The sequence below is a fragment of the Chromobacterium sp. S0633 genome (assembly GCF_024158805.1).
GTDB lineage: Bacteria > Pseudomonadota > Gammaproteobacteria > Burkholderiales > Chromobacteriaceae > Chromobacterium.
Genome location: NZ_JAMZGH010000017.1, coordinates 52,130 through 67,306, shown reverse-complemented (window position 1 = coordinate 67,306; position 15,177 = coordinate 52,130). Strand labels below are relative to the sequence as shown.

Genomic DNA, 15,177 nt, shown 5'->3' with positions numbered 1-15,177 from the left:
ATCCCGCCGCCCAGGCGGCGGGATTGAAGGACACACCATGCGTAAATGGATTCAGTACCCCCACCGCGAAGGCACCGTCTCGCGCCAGGCCCACGCCGATTTCCCGGACACGGCCATCTATGAGCGCGAAGTGGGCCGCAGCGGTTTTTTCGGTCCCGCCACTCATTTGCACCACAAGCATCCGCCCACCGGCTGGAGCGCCTGGGAAGGCCCGTTGCGCCCGCGCGCCTTTGATCTGAACGAACTGCCCAAGAGCGTCGCCGCGCCCTGGGCCGCGCCGCTGGTGCTGCACAACGCCCAATGCAAGCTGCGCATCTGGAGCGTGGATCAGGCGATGACCCAGCTGTTCCGCAACGGCGACGGCGACGACATGCTGTTCATCCACGCCGGCAGCGGCGAGCTGTTCTGCGATTACGGCCACCTGAGCTACCGCGACGGCGACTACATCCTGATGCCGCGCTCCACCAGCTGGCGCATCGAACCGGCCGCGCCCACCACCATGCTGTTGATCGAGGCCAGCAACGGCGCCTACCAATTGCCGGACAAGGGCCTGGTGGGACCGCACGCCATCTTCGACGAGGCGATGCTGGACGTGCCGTCCATCGACGACGCCTTCCGCGCGCAGCAGACCGAGGACGAGTGGCAAGTGGTGATCAAGCGCCGCGGCGCGCTGTCCACCGTGACTTACCCGTTCAATCCGCTGGACGCGATAGGCTGGCACGGCAACCACTCCGTCGCCCGCATCAACTGGCGCGACATCCGGCCGCTGATGAGCCATCGCTACCATCTGCCGCCGTCGGCGCACACTACCTTCGTCGCCGACGGCTTTGTGATCTGCACCTTCGTGCCGCGGCCGATCGAATCCGATCCCGGCGCTTTGAAGGTCCCGTTCTATCACAACAACGACGATTACGACGAAGTGATCTTCTATCACGCCGGCGACTTCTTCAGCCGCGACAACATCAAGCCGGGCATGCTGACCTTCCACCCGGCGGGCTTCACTCACGGGCCGCATCCCAAGGCCTTCGCCAAGGCGATGACGGAGCCCAAGACCTTCACCGACGAAGTGGCGGTGATGATAGACACGCGGGACGCCTTGGAGCAGGGGCCGCAGATGCCGGCGGTGGAGTGGACCCAGTATGTGGACAGCTGGAAACCCAAGCCCTGATTGTTTGAGTTCATTTCTACTGCGCAGGCTGATCTCGAAACTGTGATGCTCGCGGTACCATTTGTACCGCTGCGCTTCTCGTTTCGACCTCAGCCCGCTCGCGACGAAATGCTCCTCAAACGAAGCTTTCATGTCATACCCGTATCACTGGAATTTCAGCTGCCCAGCTGCAGAAAGAATAGAAGATGAAACTCGCCACATATCAGAATCAAACCCGCGACGGCCAGTTGTTGGTCGTCAGCCGCGACCTGTCCCGCGCGGTGGCGGTGCCGCAGATCGCCGCCAGTCTGCAACAGGCGCTGGACGGCTGGGACGCGCTGGCGCCGCGGCTGCAGGAAGTCTACTCCGCGCTGAACGCGGGCGAGGTGCCGGGCGCTTTCCCGTTCGAGCCGCAGCGCTGCCACAGCCCGCTGCCGCGCGCCTATCAATGGGCGGACGGCAGCGCCTATCTGAACCATGTCGAGCTGGTGCGCAAGGCGCGCGGCGCCGAGGTGCCGGCCAGCTTTTACCATGACCCGCTGATGTACCAGGGCGGCTCCGACGCCTTCCTGCCGCCGCTGGCGCCCATCCCGCTGCGCGACGAGGCCTGGGGCCTGGACTTCGAGGGCGAGGTGGCGGTGATCACCGGCGACGTGCCGCTGGGCGCGGACGCCGACGCCTGCGCGGGCCAGATCCGCCTGCTGATGCTGGTCAACGACGTCAGCCTGCGCAATCTGATCCCCAACGAGCTGGCCAAGGGCTTCGGCTTCTTCCAGAGCAAGCCGGCCACGGCTTTCTCGCCGGTGGCGGTGAGCCCGGACGAACTGGGCGCCGCCTGGCGCGACGGCAAGGCGCACCTGCCGCTGCTGGTGGAATACAACGGCGCGCCTTACGGCCGTCCCAACGCCGGCGTGGAAATGCAGTTCAGCTTCCCGCAACTGGTGGCGCACGTGGCCAAGACCCGCGAGCTGGCCGCCGGCTCCATCATCGGCTCCGGCACCGTGTCCAATCACGACCGCAGCGTCGGCTCCTGCTGCCTGGCGGAACAACGGATGATAGAAACCATCGAGAACGGCGCGCCGACGACTCCGTTCATGAAAGTGGGCGACCGCGTGCGTATCGAGATGAAGGACGCCGCCGGCGCCAGCGTCTTCGGCGCCATCGAGCAGACGGTGGTGAAACATGGTTGAGCGCGTGCTCTACGGTTATTTCCGTTCCAGCGCCGCTTACCGGGTGCGCATCGCGCTGAATCTCAAGGGGCTGGATTACCGCTATCAAGCGGTCAATCTGCTCAAGGGCGAGCAGCGCAGCCCCGAGTATCTGGCCATCAATCCGCAGGGGCTGGTGCCGCTGCTGGACGACGGCGGGGTCAAGATCGCGCAGTCCCTGGCGATCTGCGAATACCTGGACGAGGCCTATCCGGATACGCCGCGGCTGTTGCCGTCCGCTCCGGCGGCGCGGGCGCGGGTCCGCGCGCTGGCCCTGGCCATCGCCGCCGACATCCATCCCTTGCAGAACACTCGAGTCGGCAAGTATCTGCAGACCGAGTACGGCAAGGACGAAGAGGGCAAGGCGGCGTGGATACGGCACTGGATTCGCACCGGCTTCGACGCGCTGGAGCAAGCGCTGGCGGAATCGCCCAGCCGTTACGCGGCGGGCGAGCAGCCGACGCTGGCCGATGTCTGCCTGCTGCCGCAGGTGTTCAGCGCCCGGCGTTTCGGTCTGGACCTGAGCGCGTATCCGCACATCGTCCGCGTTGCAGACGCGCTGGAGCAACTGCCGGCTTTCGCCGACGCGCATCCATCCCGTCAACCGGACGCGATCTAAGTCTTTGATCCGGCGGGCCGGTCGTTTCAGACGGCCCGCCCGCCTGCTTTTCCCGCGCCGCCGCTATTCGTTTTTTTGCAATTATTCCTTGACTCTGAATTCGTCCTCTGATTAAATGCGTGGCTCTGACGGCGCGACAGCGCAGCAGTGATGGCCAGTTAGCTCAGTTGGTAGAGCAGCGGATTGAAAATCCGCGTGTCCGTGGTTCGATTCCGCGACTGGCCACCATCACCGCCTTAGCTTCAGCACCCGTCGGCCAGTTAGCTCAGTTGGTAGAGCAGCGGATTGAAAATCCGCGTGTCCGTGGTTCGATTCCGCGACTGGCCACCAGATACCTGAAAAGCCGAACTCGTTGAGTTCGGCTTTTTGCATTGCGGCGCCGGACGCCTGTCCTGTCGCCGGTTTTGGGGGGCGTGCCATAATGAGGCCATGAAACCGCTGCCGCCTCTTTATACCCTGATCGCTTTTGAAGCTGTGGCCCGGCTCTCCAGTTTTACCCAGGCCGCCGGTGAACTGAATCTGTCGCAAGGCGCGGTCAGCCGTCAGCTGCAGTTACTGGAAGACTATCTGGGGTGCAAGTTGCTGCAGCGGGGCACCCGCAAGGTGGAATTGACTCCGGCCGGCGAACAATATCTGAGCGAAGTCCGCTCCGCCCTGGAGCAATTGGCCGGCGCCACCGCCAGTCTGATGCATTGGCAGCAAGACAAGCAGGTGACGGTGGCCTGTTCCACCGCGCTCGCCTCCTTGTGGCTCATGCCCAATCTCTCCGCCTTCCGCCAAGCTCAGCCTGACCTCTCAATCCGCATTCTGGCCAACGATAATATTCAAGAGTTGCAGGCATTCGAATTCGACCTCGGCGTTTACTATTTCCGTCAGCCTCCCAAGGACGCCGATGCGGTGGCCTTGTTCGATGAGCACATGTACGCGGTTTGCAGCCCGGGCTATTTGCCGGCCGGTCCGGCCCAGCCAGCGGCCTTGTTGGACGAGACGCTGATCACCATGGATGGCGGTCAGCGCGACTGGTTCAACTGGCCGCAGTGGTTTGCCGCCCAAAGCATCGCCTGGAGGCCGGCCGCCAGACAATTGAGCGTGACCAACCACCATTTGGCAGTGCAGGCGGCGCTGGCCGGGCAGGGGGTGGCGCTGGCCTGGGGGCATCTGATCGACAGCTATCTGGCCAGCGGAGCGCTGGTGATGGCGTCGGACGCCAAGGTGACGATGAGCGGCGCTTTTTACTTGTTGCTGCCGGAACGGAGGCGGCCCAAGCCGGCCACCAGATTGTTCGCGGATTGGCTGGCCTCGCTGGCGGTGATGCGGCGGTGACATCGGATGATGGCCTCACGCCTGCAAGATGGCGATCACACGGCTTGATTGATGAGCTGAAAACATAAATCTATCTAAAACTATCGTTTGTCCCGGCTTGGGTTTATCGCCGACACTGGTTTGGCCTGGGTAATAGCTCAGGCTTGCCTGCAAGCCGCGCCGGCATCAGAACCGCCGCCCCAGGGGCGACAGCGGCGGCAGGCTCCATCAAGGAGACAAACCATGCGTAGCCATCATCGCATCCGGCCCCTGGTGTTCTGGCCCACCTTTTTGCTGCTGTTGGCGGCCTTGCTGCTCAGCTATCTTGACCTGTCGGTCTTTCTCCGTCTGGCCGGCGCAGCCAATAAATGGATACTGGGCCATTTTTCCTGGCTATTCAGCCTAGCCAGTTTCAGCCTGTTGTTGACCTGTGTCTGGGTCTATTGCTCGCCGATAGGCAAGCTGCGCATCGGCGGTGCGGACGCCTTGCCCTTGTTGGGCCGCAAGCGCTGGTTCGCCGTCACCTTGATGACCACGATGGCGGTTGGAGTGCTGTTCTGGACCTCGGCCGAGCCGATCTACCACCTGTACTACCCGCCGGCGGCGTATGGCCTGCGCGCCGGTAGCGCCGAGGCCGCCAGTTTTGCCATGTCGGCCATGTTTCTGCACTGGACATTCACCCCTTACGCCATTTACACCGTGCCGGCCCTGCTGTTCGGCTTGGTGTTTTACAACCTCAAGCTGCCGTTCTCGGTAGGCAGCATGTTGCGGCCCTTGCTGGGACGCTGGGTGGGCGGCCGCAGCGGGCAATTGATCGACGCCCTGGCTTTGTACTCTCTGGTCGCCGGCATGGCGTCCAGCCTGGGCACCGGCGCCTTGGCGCTGGTGGGCGGCATCAACCAGTATCTGCCCCTGCCTGCCAGCCCGTTCAGCATCGGCCTGGTGATTGCCTGCATTGTCGTGACCTTTGTCTGCTCGGCGCTCAGCGGCTTGCAACGCGGGCTGAGCTGGTTGTCCAGCGTCAATACCTGGGTTTTGCTGGGGCTGGCCGGGTTTTTGCTGATTTTTGGGCCGACTACTTTCATCCTGGCGTTTGGCCTGGAGTCGTTTGGCAACTATTTGAACCAGTTCTTTCGGTTAAGCCTGTCCACCGGCGCGGCCAGCCAGGATGGTTGGGCGGGCTCCTGGACCATCTTCTATTGGGCGGTATGGTTTGCCTGGGCGCCGATCAGCGCCATGTTTCTGGGCAAGATCTCCCGCGGTTACACCGTGCGGGAGGTGATCGTGATGAATTTGCTGCTGCCGGCCGGCTTCACCGCCTTGTGGATCATGATTTTCAGCGGAACGGCCCTATCCATTGATTTGGGCCAGGCCGGCCTGCTCAAAGGCGTGCTGGAGAGTCAGGGCGTGGAGAATGTGCTGTACACCATCATCCGCCAGATGCCCTTGAGCGAACTGATGGTGGCCATGGTGGTGTTCATCGCCTTCCTCAACTATGTCACTGCGGCGGACAGCAATACCGACGCTATCAGCAATCTGTGCACCGCCGGTTTTTCCTCAGACAGCGCCGAAAAAGCGGGCATGGGCATGAAAGTGGTGTGGGGCGGGGTGATCGGCGTGGTGTCTTGGGTGATGACCAGTTACGCCGGCGGCGTCGATGGCGTCAAAATGATGTCCAATCTCGGTGGTTTGCCAGCCTTGCTCATCATCATGGGCTGCATGCTGTCGCTTATCGCTTTGGTGCGTTCCGGCAAACTGACATGTCCGCCTTCCGACGCACCCGTAGTCGTCAAGGAGACGCGATCATGAAAACCGTCACTCAGCTGCCGCTGGCCATTCGCGAAGTGGAGCACTTCACCATCACGCTGGCTGACGGCTGCCAATTGGCCGCGCGGATGTGGCTGCCGATGGACGCCGAAGCCAGCCCGGTGCCGGCGATTCTGGAATACCTGCCTTACCGCAAGCGCGACGGCACGGCCGTGCGCGACCAACTGACTCACCCGTACTTCGCCGGCCACGGTTATGCATGCCTTAGGGTGGACATGAGGGGCTGCGGCGAATCCGATGGCGACTTCGTCGATGAATACCTGCAACAGGAACAGGACGATGCGCTGGAGGTGATTGCCTGGATCGCTGCGCAAGCATGGTGCAGCGGCAAGGTCGGCATGATGGGCATCTCCTGGGGCGGCTTCAATAGCCTGCAAGTGGCGGCCCGCCAACCGGAGGCCTTGAAGGCCATCATCACGCTATGCTCCACCGACCATCGCTACGCCGACGACATCCACTATAAGGGCGGTGCGCTATTGCTGGAAAACCTGGGCTGGGCCGGCACCATGTTCAGCTATTGCGCCGCCGCGCCCGATCCGCTGTTGGTGGGCGAGGCCTGGCGGGAGCGTTGGCTGCAACGCTTGGAGCGGATGCCCCTGCTGCTCAAAACCTGGCTGAGCCATCAGACCGATGACGACTATTGGCGGCATGGTTCCATCTGCGCCGATTACAGCAGCATCAAGGCCGCCGTTTACGCGGTGGGCGGTTGGGGTGACGCCTATCACAACGCCGTCGGTCGGATGATGCGGCATCTGAGCTGCCCGAAAAAAGCGCTGATCGGTCCGTGGGCCCATAAGTATCCGCACTTCGCGGTACCGGATCCGGCTATCGGTTTTTTGCAGGAAGCGCTGCGCTGGTGGGACTACTGGCTGAAGGATATCGACACCGGCATCATGGCGGAAGACCCGGTCACCCTGTATCTGCAAGACGCGGCGCCGCCGCGGGCCAGTTATGCCGCACGTCCGGGCGTCTGGCTGCGCGACCCGGCCTGGCCCAGCCCGCATGTTCAGCGAAGGGAGTGGGGGCTGAACGCCGCGGGCGAGCTGCGGCCGGACATGGCCGGCGAGGGGGAGGCCGCGATTCGTTCGCCGCTGACCACCGGCGCCGCCTGCGGCGAATACTGCGTGATCTGGCTGGGGCCGGAGTTCCCGCTGGATCAGCGTCGCGACGACGCCGGCTCGCTGGTGTTCGACAGCCCTGCGTTGGAGCGGGAGCTGCCGCTGTTGGGCGCGCCGACGCTGCGGCTGCGGCTGAAGTGCGACAGCCCCAGTGGTCAACTGGCGGTGCGGCTCAACGATGTGGCGCCGGATGGCGCGGTCACCCGCATCAGTTACGGGGTGCTGAACCTGGCGCTGCGCGACGGTTATCAACAGCGGCGGGCGGTCAGGCCGGACGAGTGGATGGATATCCGGCTGCAACTGGACGATTGCGGCTACCGTCTGCCGGCGGGCCATCGGCTGCGCTTGAGTGTCTCCAGCGCTTACTTCCCGCTGATCTGGCCGGCAGCGGATCATGCCCGGCTGACATTGGACCTGGCCGGCGCCACGCTCAGCCTGCCGGTGCATGATCTGAGCACCGTGGTGGCGCAGCCCTTTGCCGAGCCGGAAGGCGCGCCGCCGCTGGCGCTGAGTTATTTGCGCTCTCCCGCCAGCAGCCGCGAAATCATCGAGGACGCGATGAGCGGCGAGGTGCGCACCGAGATTCGCGACGACTTCGGCCACTATCGCTTTGACGACCATGGTTTGGAAGTGGCGCAAAGCTGCGAGGAAACTTACCGTATCCGGCCCGATCAGCCTTTATCGGCCAGCGGGGTGGTGAAGTGGAGCTATAGCGCCGGCCGCGGTGATTGGCGGGTCAGGGTGGAGAGCGAGTTGAGGCTGACGGCGGATGCCCATCATTTTCGCATTCAGGCGGAGCAAAGCGCTTGGGAGGGGGAGCAATTGCTGCAGCGGCGGGAATGGGACGAATGGGTGCCTCGTCAGGTCCAATAAGGCGGAACACCGCAAGGATGGTGAGCGATGATGTGGTATGACTGGATAGGGCTGATCGGGGTGTTTTTCTATCTCCTGGCCTACAGCCTGCTGCAATGGAGGCTGGTGGACTTGAGCGACTACAGCTATAGCGGCTTCAATCTGATTGGCGCGATGCTGCTGCTGATCTCGCTGTGTTATGCCTTCAACTTGGCTTCATTGCTGGCGCAAGTGTTGTGGATCGTCATCAGCTTGGTGGGCATGCGCAAAACCCGCAAGGAGCGTTTGCTGGCCTTGTCGGGCAGGGAGGGGATTTAGGCCGAGCGGGCGGCGAAGGCGTTTTACATGCCGTCCATGGCGACTGGCCACCAGATACCTGAAAAGCCGAACTCGATGAGTTCGGCTTTTTGCATTGCGGCTTGCTTTCCTCTTTCAATATATGATTAAATATAATGTATATTGTTATGTTAAGGAGACGAGCATGAGCCTTCATTACCCTGATTTGAGTGCGGAACTGGGCGCGGAGTTGAGCAAGCTGCGCAAGGAAATCCCGGAAACGATGAAAGGCTTCGGCCAGATGAGCCGGGCCGCTCACGCGGACGGCGCCTTGTCGAACCGGACCAAGGAACTGATCGCGCTGGCCATAGGCATCGCCAACCGCTGCCACGGTTGTCTGGCCTTTCATGCCAAGGCGCTGGTGGAGCTGGGCTGCAGCCGCGCCGAATTCATGGAGATGCTGCAAGTGGCCGTCTATATGGGCGGCGGTCCTTCCTTGATGACGGCGGCGGAGGCCTTGCAGGCCTATGAGCAGTTCGGCGGGGAGAGCGCACCCGGCTGATCCCGGTTCGGACCAGAAAGCGCTCGCTCGCATTGATGGGCAGCGCCGCCGGGCGGGCGTATACTGTGCGCTTCTGTTGTCGCGGGAGTTTGATGGTGTATCACTTCATCGCATCCGATCTGGATGGCACCTTGCTGGACCCCAATCACGCGGTGGACGATTTCACCGCCAGCACCTTGCAGGCCCTGCAGGCGCGCGGCGTGCGTTTCGCCATCGCCACCGGCCGTCATTATCTGGATGTGCAGGGCATACGCCAGGCGCTGGGCATCCGCGCTCACCTGATCACGTCCAACGGCGCGCGGGTGCATGATCCCGACGACAAGCTGGTGCATCGCCAGGATATCGATCCCGTTTTGGTGCGCCGGCTGGCGCAGCCGGAGTTCGCCGCCGGCACGGTGCTGAATTTCTATCTGGACGACGCCTGGCTGATCGACCAACCCTGCCAGTATCTACTCAATTTCCACGCCGATTCCGGCCTGCGCTATCAATTGGCCGATCTGGCCGGGCACGGCGGCGAGGGTGTCGGCAAGGTGCTCTACATCGGCGAGCACGCGTATTTGCTGGAGGTGGAGCGCAAGCTGCACCAGGCCTTCGGCGATGAGCTGTACATTACTTTCTCGGCCGACGATTGCCTGGAGGTGATGGCGCCCGGGGTGTCCAAGGGGCACGCGCTGGAGCTGGTGTTGTCGGATCTGGGCCTGGACAAGGCGCATTGCCTGGCCTTTGGCGACGGTCAGAACGATATCGAACTGCTGCGCACCGCCGGCCACCCGCGGATGATGGGCAACGCCCAGGCGCGGCTGGCCGAGCAACTGCCGGATGTGCCGCGCATCGGCAGCAACCGCGAAGCCGGCGTGGCGCGCCATCTGCGCGAGCTGTTTGCCTTATAGCCGAGACGGGCCCCGCCAATAAAAAACGCCAGCGCTTGCGCTGGCGTTTTTACGTGGTGCGGATCGTTTCGGTTCGCTCAGCCTTGAAGCGCTTGAGCCAGGCCGGCGGCTTGATCGCCGACGATCAAATGCCAGACGCCGGGCGCCACTTCCAGCATCGCCGCCACGCCGGCCGCTCGGGCCGCGTCCTGATTGAGCAGCGAACCCTGCTTCAGCTCCACGCGCAAGCGGGTATGGGCGATGGCTTCCACCTTGGCCAGATTGGCCGCGCCGCCCAGCGCCTGGCGCAGCGCCGCGGCCTGGCCTTGATCCGCTGCGGGCGTCGGCGTCGCCGCTTGCGCCGCCGGAGCCGGCGCGCTGGCCGGGGCGTCGATTTCGGCGTCCGCGCCCGCGCCGCGCAGATAGATTTCCATATCGGTTTTCAGGTTTTCCGACTGCGGGCCGAAGATGGCCTGGATGCCGTTGCCCACCACCACCACGCCTGACGCGCCCATGCTCTTGAGCTTGGCTTGGTTGACCTTGGCCGGCTCCCGCACCGCGATGCGCAGGCGGGTGATGCAGGCGTCCAGGCTGCTGATGTTGCTGCGGCCGCCAAAGGCCAGAACCAGTTCGCGCGCGCGCGCGTCTTCGCTGACCGCCGCGCCGGCGTCGGCGCTCTCGTCCTCGCGACCCGGGGTTTTCAGGTTGAACTTGGCGATGACGAAGCGGAACACCCCGTAGTAGATGGCCGCGTAGATCGGGCCGAGGATGAACACGTACCAGGCGTGCTTGGCCTTGTCGCCGATCAGGTTGAACATCAGGAAATCGATGCCGCCCTGGGAGAAGGTGAAGCCCATGTGCATGTCCAGGGTGTTGGCGATGAACTGCGCCGACGCCGCCAGGCAGGCGTGGAGGAGGTAGAGCACCGGCGCCACGAACAGGAAGGAGAATTCGATGGGCTCGGTGATGCCGGTCAAAAAGGAGGTCAGCGCGGCGGAAATCATGATGCCGCCCACCTTGACGCGGTTCTCCGGCTTGGCCGAATGCCAGATGGCGATGGCCGCGGCCGGCAGGCCGAACATTTTGAACAGGAAGGCGCCGGACAGGATGCCCGCGGTCGGATCGCCGGCGAAGAAGCGGTTGATGTCGCCGTGTATCATCTTGCCGCTGATCGCGTCCGGGAAGGCGCCGATTTCAAAGAAGAAGGGCACGTTCCAGATATGGTGCAGGCCGAAGGGCAGCAGCAGCCGTTCTACGAGGCCGTAGACGGTGGCGGCGGTGCGCGGATCGCTGACCGCGGCCCACTGCGAGAAGCTCTTGATGCCGTTGCCTATCGGCGGCCAGATGAAGGACAGCGCCACGCCCAGCGCGATGGCGCTGATGGCGGTGATGATGGGCACGAAGCGCTTGCCGGCGAAGAAGCCCAGGTATTCGGGCAGCTTGATCCGGTAGAAGCGGTTGAACATATAGGCCGCCAGGCCGCCGGCGAGAATGCCGCCGAACACGCCGGTCTGGATGGACGGCAGGCCCATGATGGTGTCGGGCTTGACCCCCATCAGGCCGGCCATCACCCCCAGGGTGACGGTGGTGACCAGGTGGCCGATCACGGCGGCGATCGCCGCCACGCCGTCGTTTTCGGTAAAGCCCAGCGCCACGCCGACGGCGAAGATCAGCGGCAGATTGCCGAAGATCACGTCGCCGGAGTTCTTCATCAGCGACAGGATGGCCAGCGCGATGGTGTTCTGGGTGTGGAAATCGGTGGCGCCTATGCCCAGCAGCAGGCCGGCCACCGGCAGCACGGCCACCGGCAGCATCAGCGCTTTGCCGATCTTTTGCAGAAATGCGAATGATTGACTAAACATGGTGGTTCATTCCTTGCTCAACAGCGTAGGAAATAGCGGGCGGCGCATTCGCCGCCCTACATCGCTCCGGATGGCCGGAGAGTCTCGTTTATCGGGCTTGCGCGTTCAGGTGTTCGCGGACTTCGCTCGCCGTGGACAGGGCCAGCGCTTGTTGCGCCAGAGCCTCGCACTCCGCCGCGCTCCAGCGCGACAGCGTGGCCTTGACCGCGGCCAGCGCCGGCGTGCTGACCGACAGCTCGCTGACCCCCATGCCCACCAGCAGCGGCGCGGCGCGCTCGTCGGAGGCGAGGCCGCCGCAGATGCCCACCCACTTGCCGTGGGCGCGGGCGCCGTCGCAAGTCATCGCGATCATCGCCAGCACCGCCGGGTGCAGCGCGTCGGCCTGCTTGGCCAACTGCGGGTGGCCGCGGTCCATCGCCAGCACGTACTGGGTCAGGTCGTTGGTGCCGATGGAGAAGAAGTCCACTTCCGGGGCGAAGCGCGCGGCCATGACGGCGGCGGACGGCACTTCCACCATGATGCCCACCTTGACGTCATGCTGGCCGCTGGCGGCCTGCTCTTCGGCCAGTACGGCCTTGGCGGCGCGCAGTTCGTCCAGCGAGGCCACCATGGGGAACATGATGTGCAAGCGGGTCAGCGGCGCGGCTTGCAGGATGGCGCGCAACTGGGTGCGCAGCAGGTCCGGGCGCTCCAGGCTGACGCGGATGCCGCGCAGGCCGAGGAAGGGGTTGTCCTCCTTGGGCAGCGGCAGGTAGGACAGCGGCTTGTCGCCGCCCACGTCCAGGGTGCGCACCACCAGCGGGCGCTCCTTGCCCAGCGCGCGGGCCACCGCGCAGTATTCCTCCGCCTGTTCCTGCTCGCTGGGCGGGGTGTCGCGGTTGTCGAACAGAAACTCCGAACGCAGCAGGCCCACGCCCTCGGCTCCCTTGGCCACCGCTTCGCGCGCGTCGGCGGCGTTGCGGATATTGACCACCACTTCGATGCGGACGCCGTCGCTGGTGCGGGCTTCCCGCTGCGACATCGCCGCCTCGGCGGCGCGGCGCTCCGCGATCTGCGCGATCTCCGCCTCGGCGGTGGCCAGCTGTTCGGCGTTCGGCGCGATGCGCAGCGTGCCGCGGCCGCCGTCGATGATGACTTGTTCGCTATCGGGCAGGGCCAGCGCGGCCTGGGAGATGCCGCAGATCGCCGGGATGCCCAGAGAACGCGCCAGGATGGCCACATGGCTGGTGGCGCCGCCGGTGCGGGTACAGAAGCCCAGCACCTTGTTGGGGTCCAGCGCGGCGGTGTCGGACGGGGTCAGGTCTTCCGCGATCAGGATGGAGCCGGCAGGCACGTCCAGGCTGGCCTGCTTGACGCCGGCCAGCAGCGCCAGCACGCGGCGGCCCACGTCGCGGATGTCGTTGGCGCGTTCGCGCAGCAGCGCGTTGTCTTGCGCTTCCAGCCGCGCGGAGTAGGAACTGAAGGCGGCGCGCCAGGACCAGGCGGCGGATTTGCCGTCGGCCAGGCCGGCGTAGGTCTGCGCCAGCAGGTCCGGGTCTTGCAGCAGTTCCTGGTGCATGGACAGGATGGCCTGCTTGGCCTTGTCGGTCAGCTGGCTCTTGACCGCGTCGATCTGCTGAGCGGCTTCTTCGGTGGCGCGGGCGAAGTGTTGCTGTTCCAGGCTGGCGCCCTGGCCGAATTCCGGCACGTCGAATTCCTGCAGCCGGTGATGATAGACGCGGCCGATGGCCAGGCCGGGAGAGGCGCCGACGCCGACCAGCAGCTCGGCGCTTTCCTGTTGTTGGGCGACGGCGGCGATGGGCGCGGGCGCGGCCGGCGCTTCGTCTTCGGCTTCGCCGCAGCGGTCCAGCAGCAGCTGGGTCAGCTCGGCCAGCGCCTGTTCGGCGTCCGCGCCGACGGCTTCGATGCGCACCTTGTCGCCGTTGCGGGTGGACAGGCCCATCACGCCGACCACGGATTTGGCGTTGGCGGACTGCTCGTCCAGCAGCAGGTGGATGTCGGCCTGGAAGCTTTTCGCCTTGCTGGCGAAGACCGCGGCCGGCCGGGCGTGAAGGCCGGCGGGGTTGGTGATTTCTATTTCCGGGGACAGCAGCTTGGCGCCGCCGGCCGCGGGCGCGGCGGCGGCGGCCGCGCCGGCCAGCTCCAACTCCAGCACCGCGGTCTTGCCGGCTTCGGCCAAGCCGCTGGCGCGGTGCATGGCGCTGACGGTTTCGTCGCCGTTGGTGATGATGATCTGGGTCAGCAGGCTCTGCGCGTTGCGCGCCACCATGTCCAGATTGAAGTCGATCAGCGCCTGGCCGGCGCTGACGCGTTGTCCTTGTTCCACCAGCGGCTGGAAGCCCTGGCCTTTGAGCATCACGGTGTCGATGCCGATGTGCACCATCACTTCCACGCCTTCGGGCGAGGTGATGGTGAGCGCGTGGTGCGCGGAATGGAGATTGCTGACGACGCCGGACACCGGCGCGAGCAGACTGCAGGAGGTGGGGTCCAGCGAGATGCCGTCTCCCACCATCTTGCCGGCGAACACCGGATCCGGGACGGTGTCCAGGGCGACCAGCCACCCGGAGAGGGGGGCGAGGATCTTCAGTCTTGGCAAGGGTGTGCTCATATGTAACTCCTCAGATCGGGAATTTATCAGTTGTTTTATTACGAGCGTCGGCCTGCTTCTTCATGAGCGGTTCCGCGTGGCGTGCCGGATAGGGTACACCGTACGGAAAGGCCTGTCTTGATTCGATGGCGCTGCGGCATCCATCGCGCGGCAACAGTACAGACGCTTACTGTCCAGCTGGCGATATGATGCCAATATTGTAGTTTAACTACATCGAAATAACGGTGCAGCTTGATGGCAATCAAGAAATTGCGCAAGTAGGAATTCACGTATTTGCACTAGTTCGCGCGGAGACGATGGCGGAGGGACGAGGCGGGCTGCGACGGGGATGGGTTTGGCGTGGAAATGCGAGCGTCTTGGCGGCGGGGCCCGCGGCCGGGCGGCTGTTGCATTTTTGTTATGCGCGAAATGAAAAACGGCGGCCTCTCGAGAGGGCCGCCGTCTTGGAGGCGGTCAGGCGCCGTTGTTTCAGGCCTGGCGCTTGTTGTCGCCGAGGAAGAACAGGGCCAGCGATCCGGCGATCAGGAAGGCCGGGTATTCCCAGCCGCCGCCTTCGTTGGCGAACATCCAGCCGTGGGCGCCGTGCACCAGCACGATGGTGCCGAGCAGCAGCGGGGTCAGCGCCAGCGCCACCCAGCGGGCGAAGAAGCCGGACAGCAGCAGCAGGCCGCCGCCGACTTCGGCCAGGATGGCCAGGTAGCCGACGAAGCCGGGCAGGCCCAGGCTGGCGAAGTAGCCGGCGGTGCCGGCCGGTGTGAACACCAGCAGCTTGAGCAGGCCGTGGGACAGATACATCAGGCCCAGCGACAGGCGCAGGATCAGGGTGCCGAGGGCGGGGTTCTGGAAGCGGTTCATGGTGGGTTCCAATCAAGTTTGCGATGGAGTGCATTTGACCATGTAGAGAAAACTCAATAAATCCGCTATTAA

12 protein-coding genes and 2 tRNA genes are annotated in these 15,177 nt (G+C 64.4%); 11 read left to right on the top strand and 3 right to left on the bottom strand.

The annotated features are described in order from the left end of the window. The first annotated feature begins 37 nt into the window (after window positions 1-37). The 11 genes from NK214_RS11605 to NK214_RS11555 all read left to right on the top strand — a co-directional run bounded on the left by NK214_RS11605 (window position 38) and on the right by NK214_RS11555 (window position 9,801). Window positions 38-1,168 carry a homogentisate 1,2-dioxygenase gene (locus NK214_RS11605; protein ID WP_253314542.1) on the top strand — a complete coding sequence of 377 codons (1,131 nt, stop codon included), beginning with the start codon at window positions 38-40 and terminating at the stop codon, window positions 1,166-1,168. 185 nt (window positions 1,169-1,353) lie between these two features. Next, window positions 1,354-2,337, top strand: a complete 984-nt coding sequence (locus tag NK214_RS11600; protein ID WP_253314541.1) for a fumarylacetoacetate hydrolase family protein — start codon at window positions 1,354-1,356, stop codon at window positions 2,335-2,337. After that, entirely contained in the window at window positions 2,330-2,974 is a 645-nt protein-coding gene (gene maiA / locus NK214_RS11595) for a maleylacetoacetate isomerase (protein ID WP_253314540.1), read from the top strand. Before NK214_RS11600 ends, maiA begins: the two co-directional genes overlap by 8 nt. A 152-nt stretch (window positions 2,975-3,126) precedes the next feature. Continuing rightward, window positions 3,127-3,202 (top strand) — tRNA-Phe (locus tag NK214_RS11590). Between the two features lie 26 nt (window positions 3,203-3,228). After that, window positions 3,229-3,304, top strand: a tRNA-Phe gene (locus NK214_RS11585). 99 nt (window positions 3,305-3,403) lie between these two features. Beyond that, window positions 3,404-4,297, top strand: a complete 894-nt coding sequence (locus tag NK214_RS11580; RefSeq protein WP_253314539.1) for a LysR substrate-binding domain-containing protein — start codon at window positions 3,404-3,406, stop codon at window positions 4,295-4,297. Window positions 4,298-4,519: 222 nt separating this feature from the next. Next, window positions 4,520-6,085: a BCCT family transporter gene (locus NK214_RS11575; protein WP_107800382.1), complete on the top strand. Its 1,566-nt coding sequence runs from the start codon at window positions 4,520-4,522 to the stop codon at window positions 6,083-6,085. Next, window positions 6,082-8,094, top strand: a complete 2,013-nt coding sequence (locus tag NK214_RS11570; protein ID WP_253314538.1) for a CocE/NonD family hydrolase — start codon at window positions 6,082-6,084, stop codon at window positions 8,092-8,094. The genes NK214_RS11575 and NK214_RS11570 overlap by 4 nt, the downstream gene beginning before the upstream one ends. Window positions 8,095-8,121: 27 nt before the next feature. Further along, window positions 8,122-8,391 (top strand): cyclic nucleotide-binding protein, encoded by a 270-nt coding sequence (locus tag NK214_RS11565; protein WP_107800380.1) that lies wholly within the window; start codon window positions 8,122-8,124, stop codon window positions 8,389-8,391. 163 nt (window positions 8,392-8,554) lie between these two features. Beyond that, window positions 8,555-8,911: a carboxymuconolactone decarboxylase family protein gene (locus tag NK214_RS11560; RefSeq protein WP_235087015.1), complete on the top strand. Its 357-nt coding sequence runs from the start codon at window positions 8,555-8,557 to the stop codon at window positions 8,909-8,911. 92 nt (window positions 8,912-9,003) lie between these two features. After that, the gene (locus NK214_RS11555; protein ID WP_227104730.1) at window positions 9,004-9,801 is read left to right on the top strand and encodes a Cof-type HAD-IIB family hydrolase; all 798 of its coding nucleotides are present in this window, start codon (window positions 9,004-9,006) and stop codon (window positions 9,799-9,801) included. Window positions 9,802-9,878: 77 nt separating this feature from the next. On the opposite strand, the gene ptsG is transcribed toward NK214_RS11555, so the two are convergent. The 3 genes from ptsG to NK214_RS11540 all read right to left on the bottom strand — a co-directional run bounded on the left by ptsG (window position 9,879) and on the right by NK214_RS11540 (window position 15,105). Then, window positions 9,879-11,642 (bottom strand): PTS glucose transporter subunit IIBC, encoded by a 1,764-nt coding sequence (ptsG, locus tag NK214_RS11550; RefSeq protein ID WP_253314537.1) that lies wholly within the window; start codon window positions 11,640-11,642, stop codon window positions 9,879-9,881. Between the two features lie 88 nt (window positions 11,643-11,730). Next, complete coding sequence (ptsP, locus tag NK214_RS11545) at window positions 11,731-14,250, bottom strand: phosphoenolpyruvate--protein phosphotransferase (protein WP_235087020.1); 2,520 nt, start codon at window positions 14,248-14,250, stop codon at window positions 11,731-11,733. A gap of 468 nt (window positions 14,251-14,718) precedes the next feature. Further along, window positions 14,719-15,105 (bottom strand): DoxX family protein, encoded by a 387-nt coding sequence (locus tag NK214_RS11540; RefSeq protein ID WP_019103721.1) that lies wholly within the window; start codon window positions 15,103-15,105, stop codon window positions 14,719-14,721. Window positions 15,106-15,177 lie beyond the last annotated feature (72 nt).

Excerpts from the sequence above, each read along its gene's own strand:
- NK214_RS11605 (WP_253314542.1), top strand. The coding sequence starts at position 38 with ATGCGTAAATGGATTCAGTACCCCCACCGCGAAGGCACCGTCTCGCGC.
- NK214_RS11600 (WP_253314541.1), top strand. The coding sequence starts at position 1,354 with ATGAAACTCGCCACATATCAGAATCAAACCCGCGACGGCCAGTTGTTG.
- maiA (WP_253314540.1), top strand. The coding sequence starts at position 2,330 with ATGGTTGAGCGCGTGCTCTACGGTTATTTCCGTTCCAGCGCCGCTTAC.
- NK214_RS11580 (WP_253314539.1), top strand. The coding sequence starts at position 3,404 with ATGAAACCGCTGCCGCCTCTTTATACCCTGATCGCTTTTGAAGCTGTG.
- NK214_RS11575 (WP_107800382.1), top strand. The coding sequence starts at position 4,520 with ATGCGTAGCCATCATCGCATCCGGCCCCTGGTGTTCTGGCCCACCTTT.
- NK214_RS11570 (WP_253314538.1), top strand. The coding sequence starts at position 6,082 with ATGAAAACCGTCACTCAGCTGCCGCTGGCCATTCGCGAAGTGGAGCAC.
- NK214_RS11565 (WP_107800380.1), top strand. The coding sequence starts at position 8,122 with ATGATGTGGTATGACTGGATAGGGCTGATCGGGGTGTTTTTCTATCTC.
- NK214_RS11560 (WP_235087015.1), top strand. The coding sequence starts at position 8,555 with ATGAGCCTTCATTACCCTGATTTGAGTGCGGAACTGGGCGCGGAGTTG.
- NK214_RS11555 (WP_227104730.1), top strand. The coding sequence starts at position 9,004 with ATGGTGTATCACTTCATCGCATCCGATCTGGATGGCACCTTGCTGGAC.
- ptsG (WP_253314537.1), bottom strand. The coding sequence starts at position 11,642 with ATGTTTAGTCAATCATTCGCATTTCTGCAAAAGATCGGCAAAGCGCTG.
- ptsP (WP_235087020.1), bottom strand. The coding sequence starts at position 14,250 with ATGAGCACACCCTTGCCAAGACTGAAGATCCTCGCCCCCCTCTCCGGG.
- NK214_RS11540 (WP_019103721.1), bottom strand. The coding sequence starts at position 15,105 with ATGAACCGCTTCCAGAACCCCGCCCTCGGCACCCTGATCCTGCGCCTG.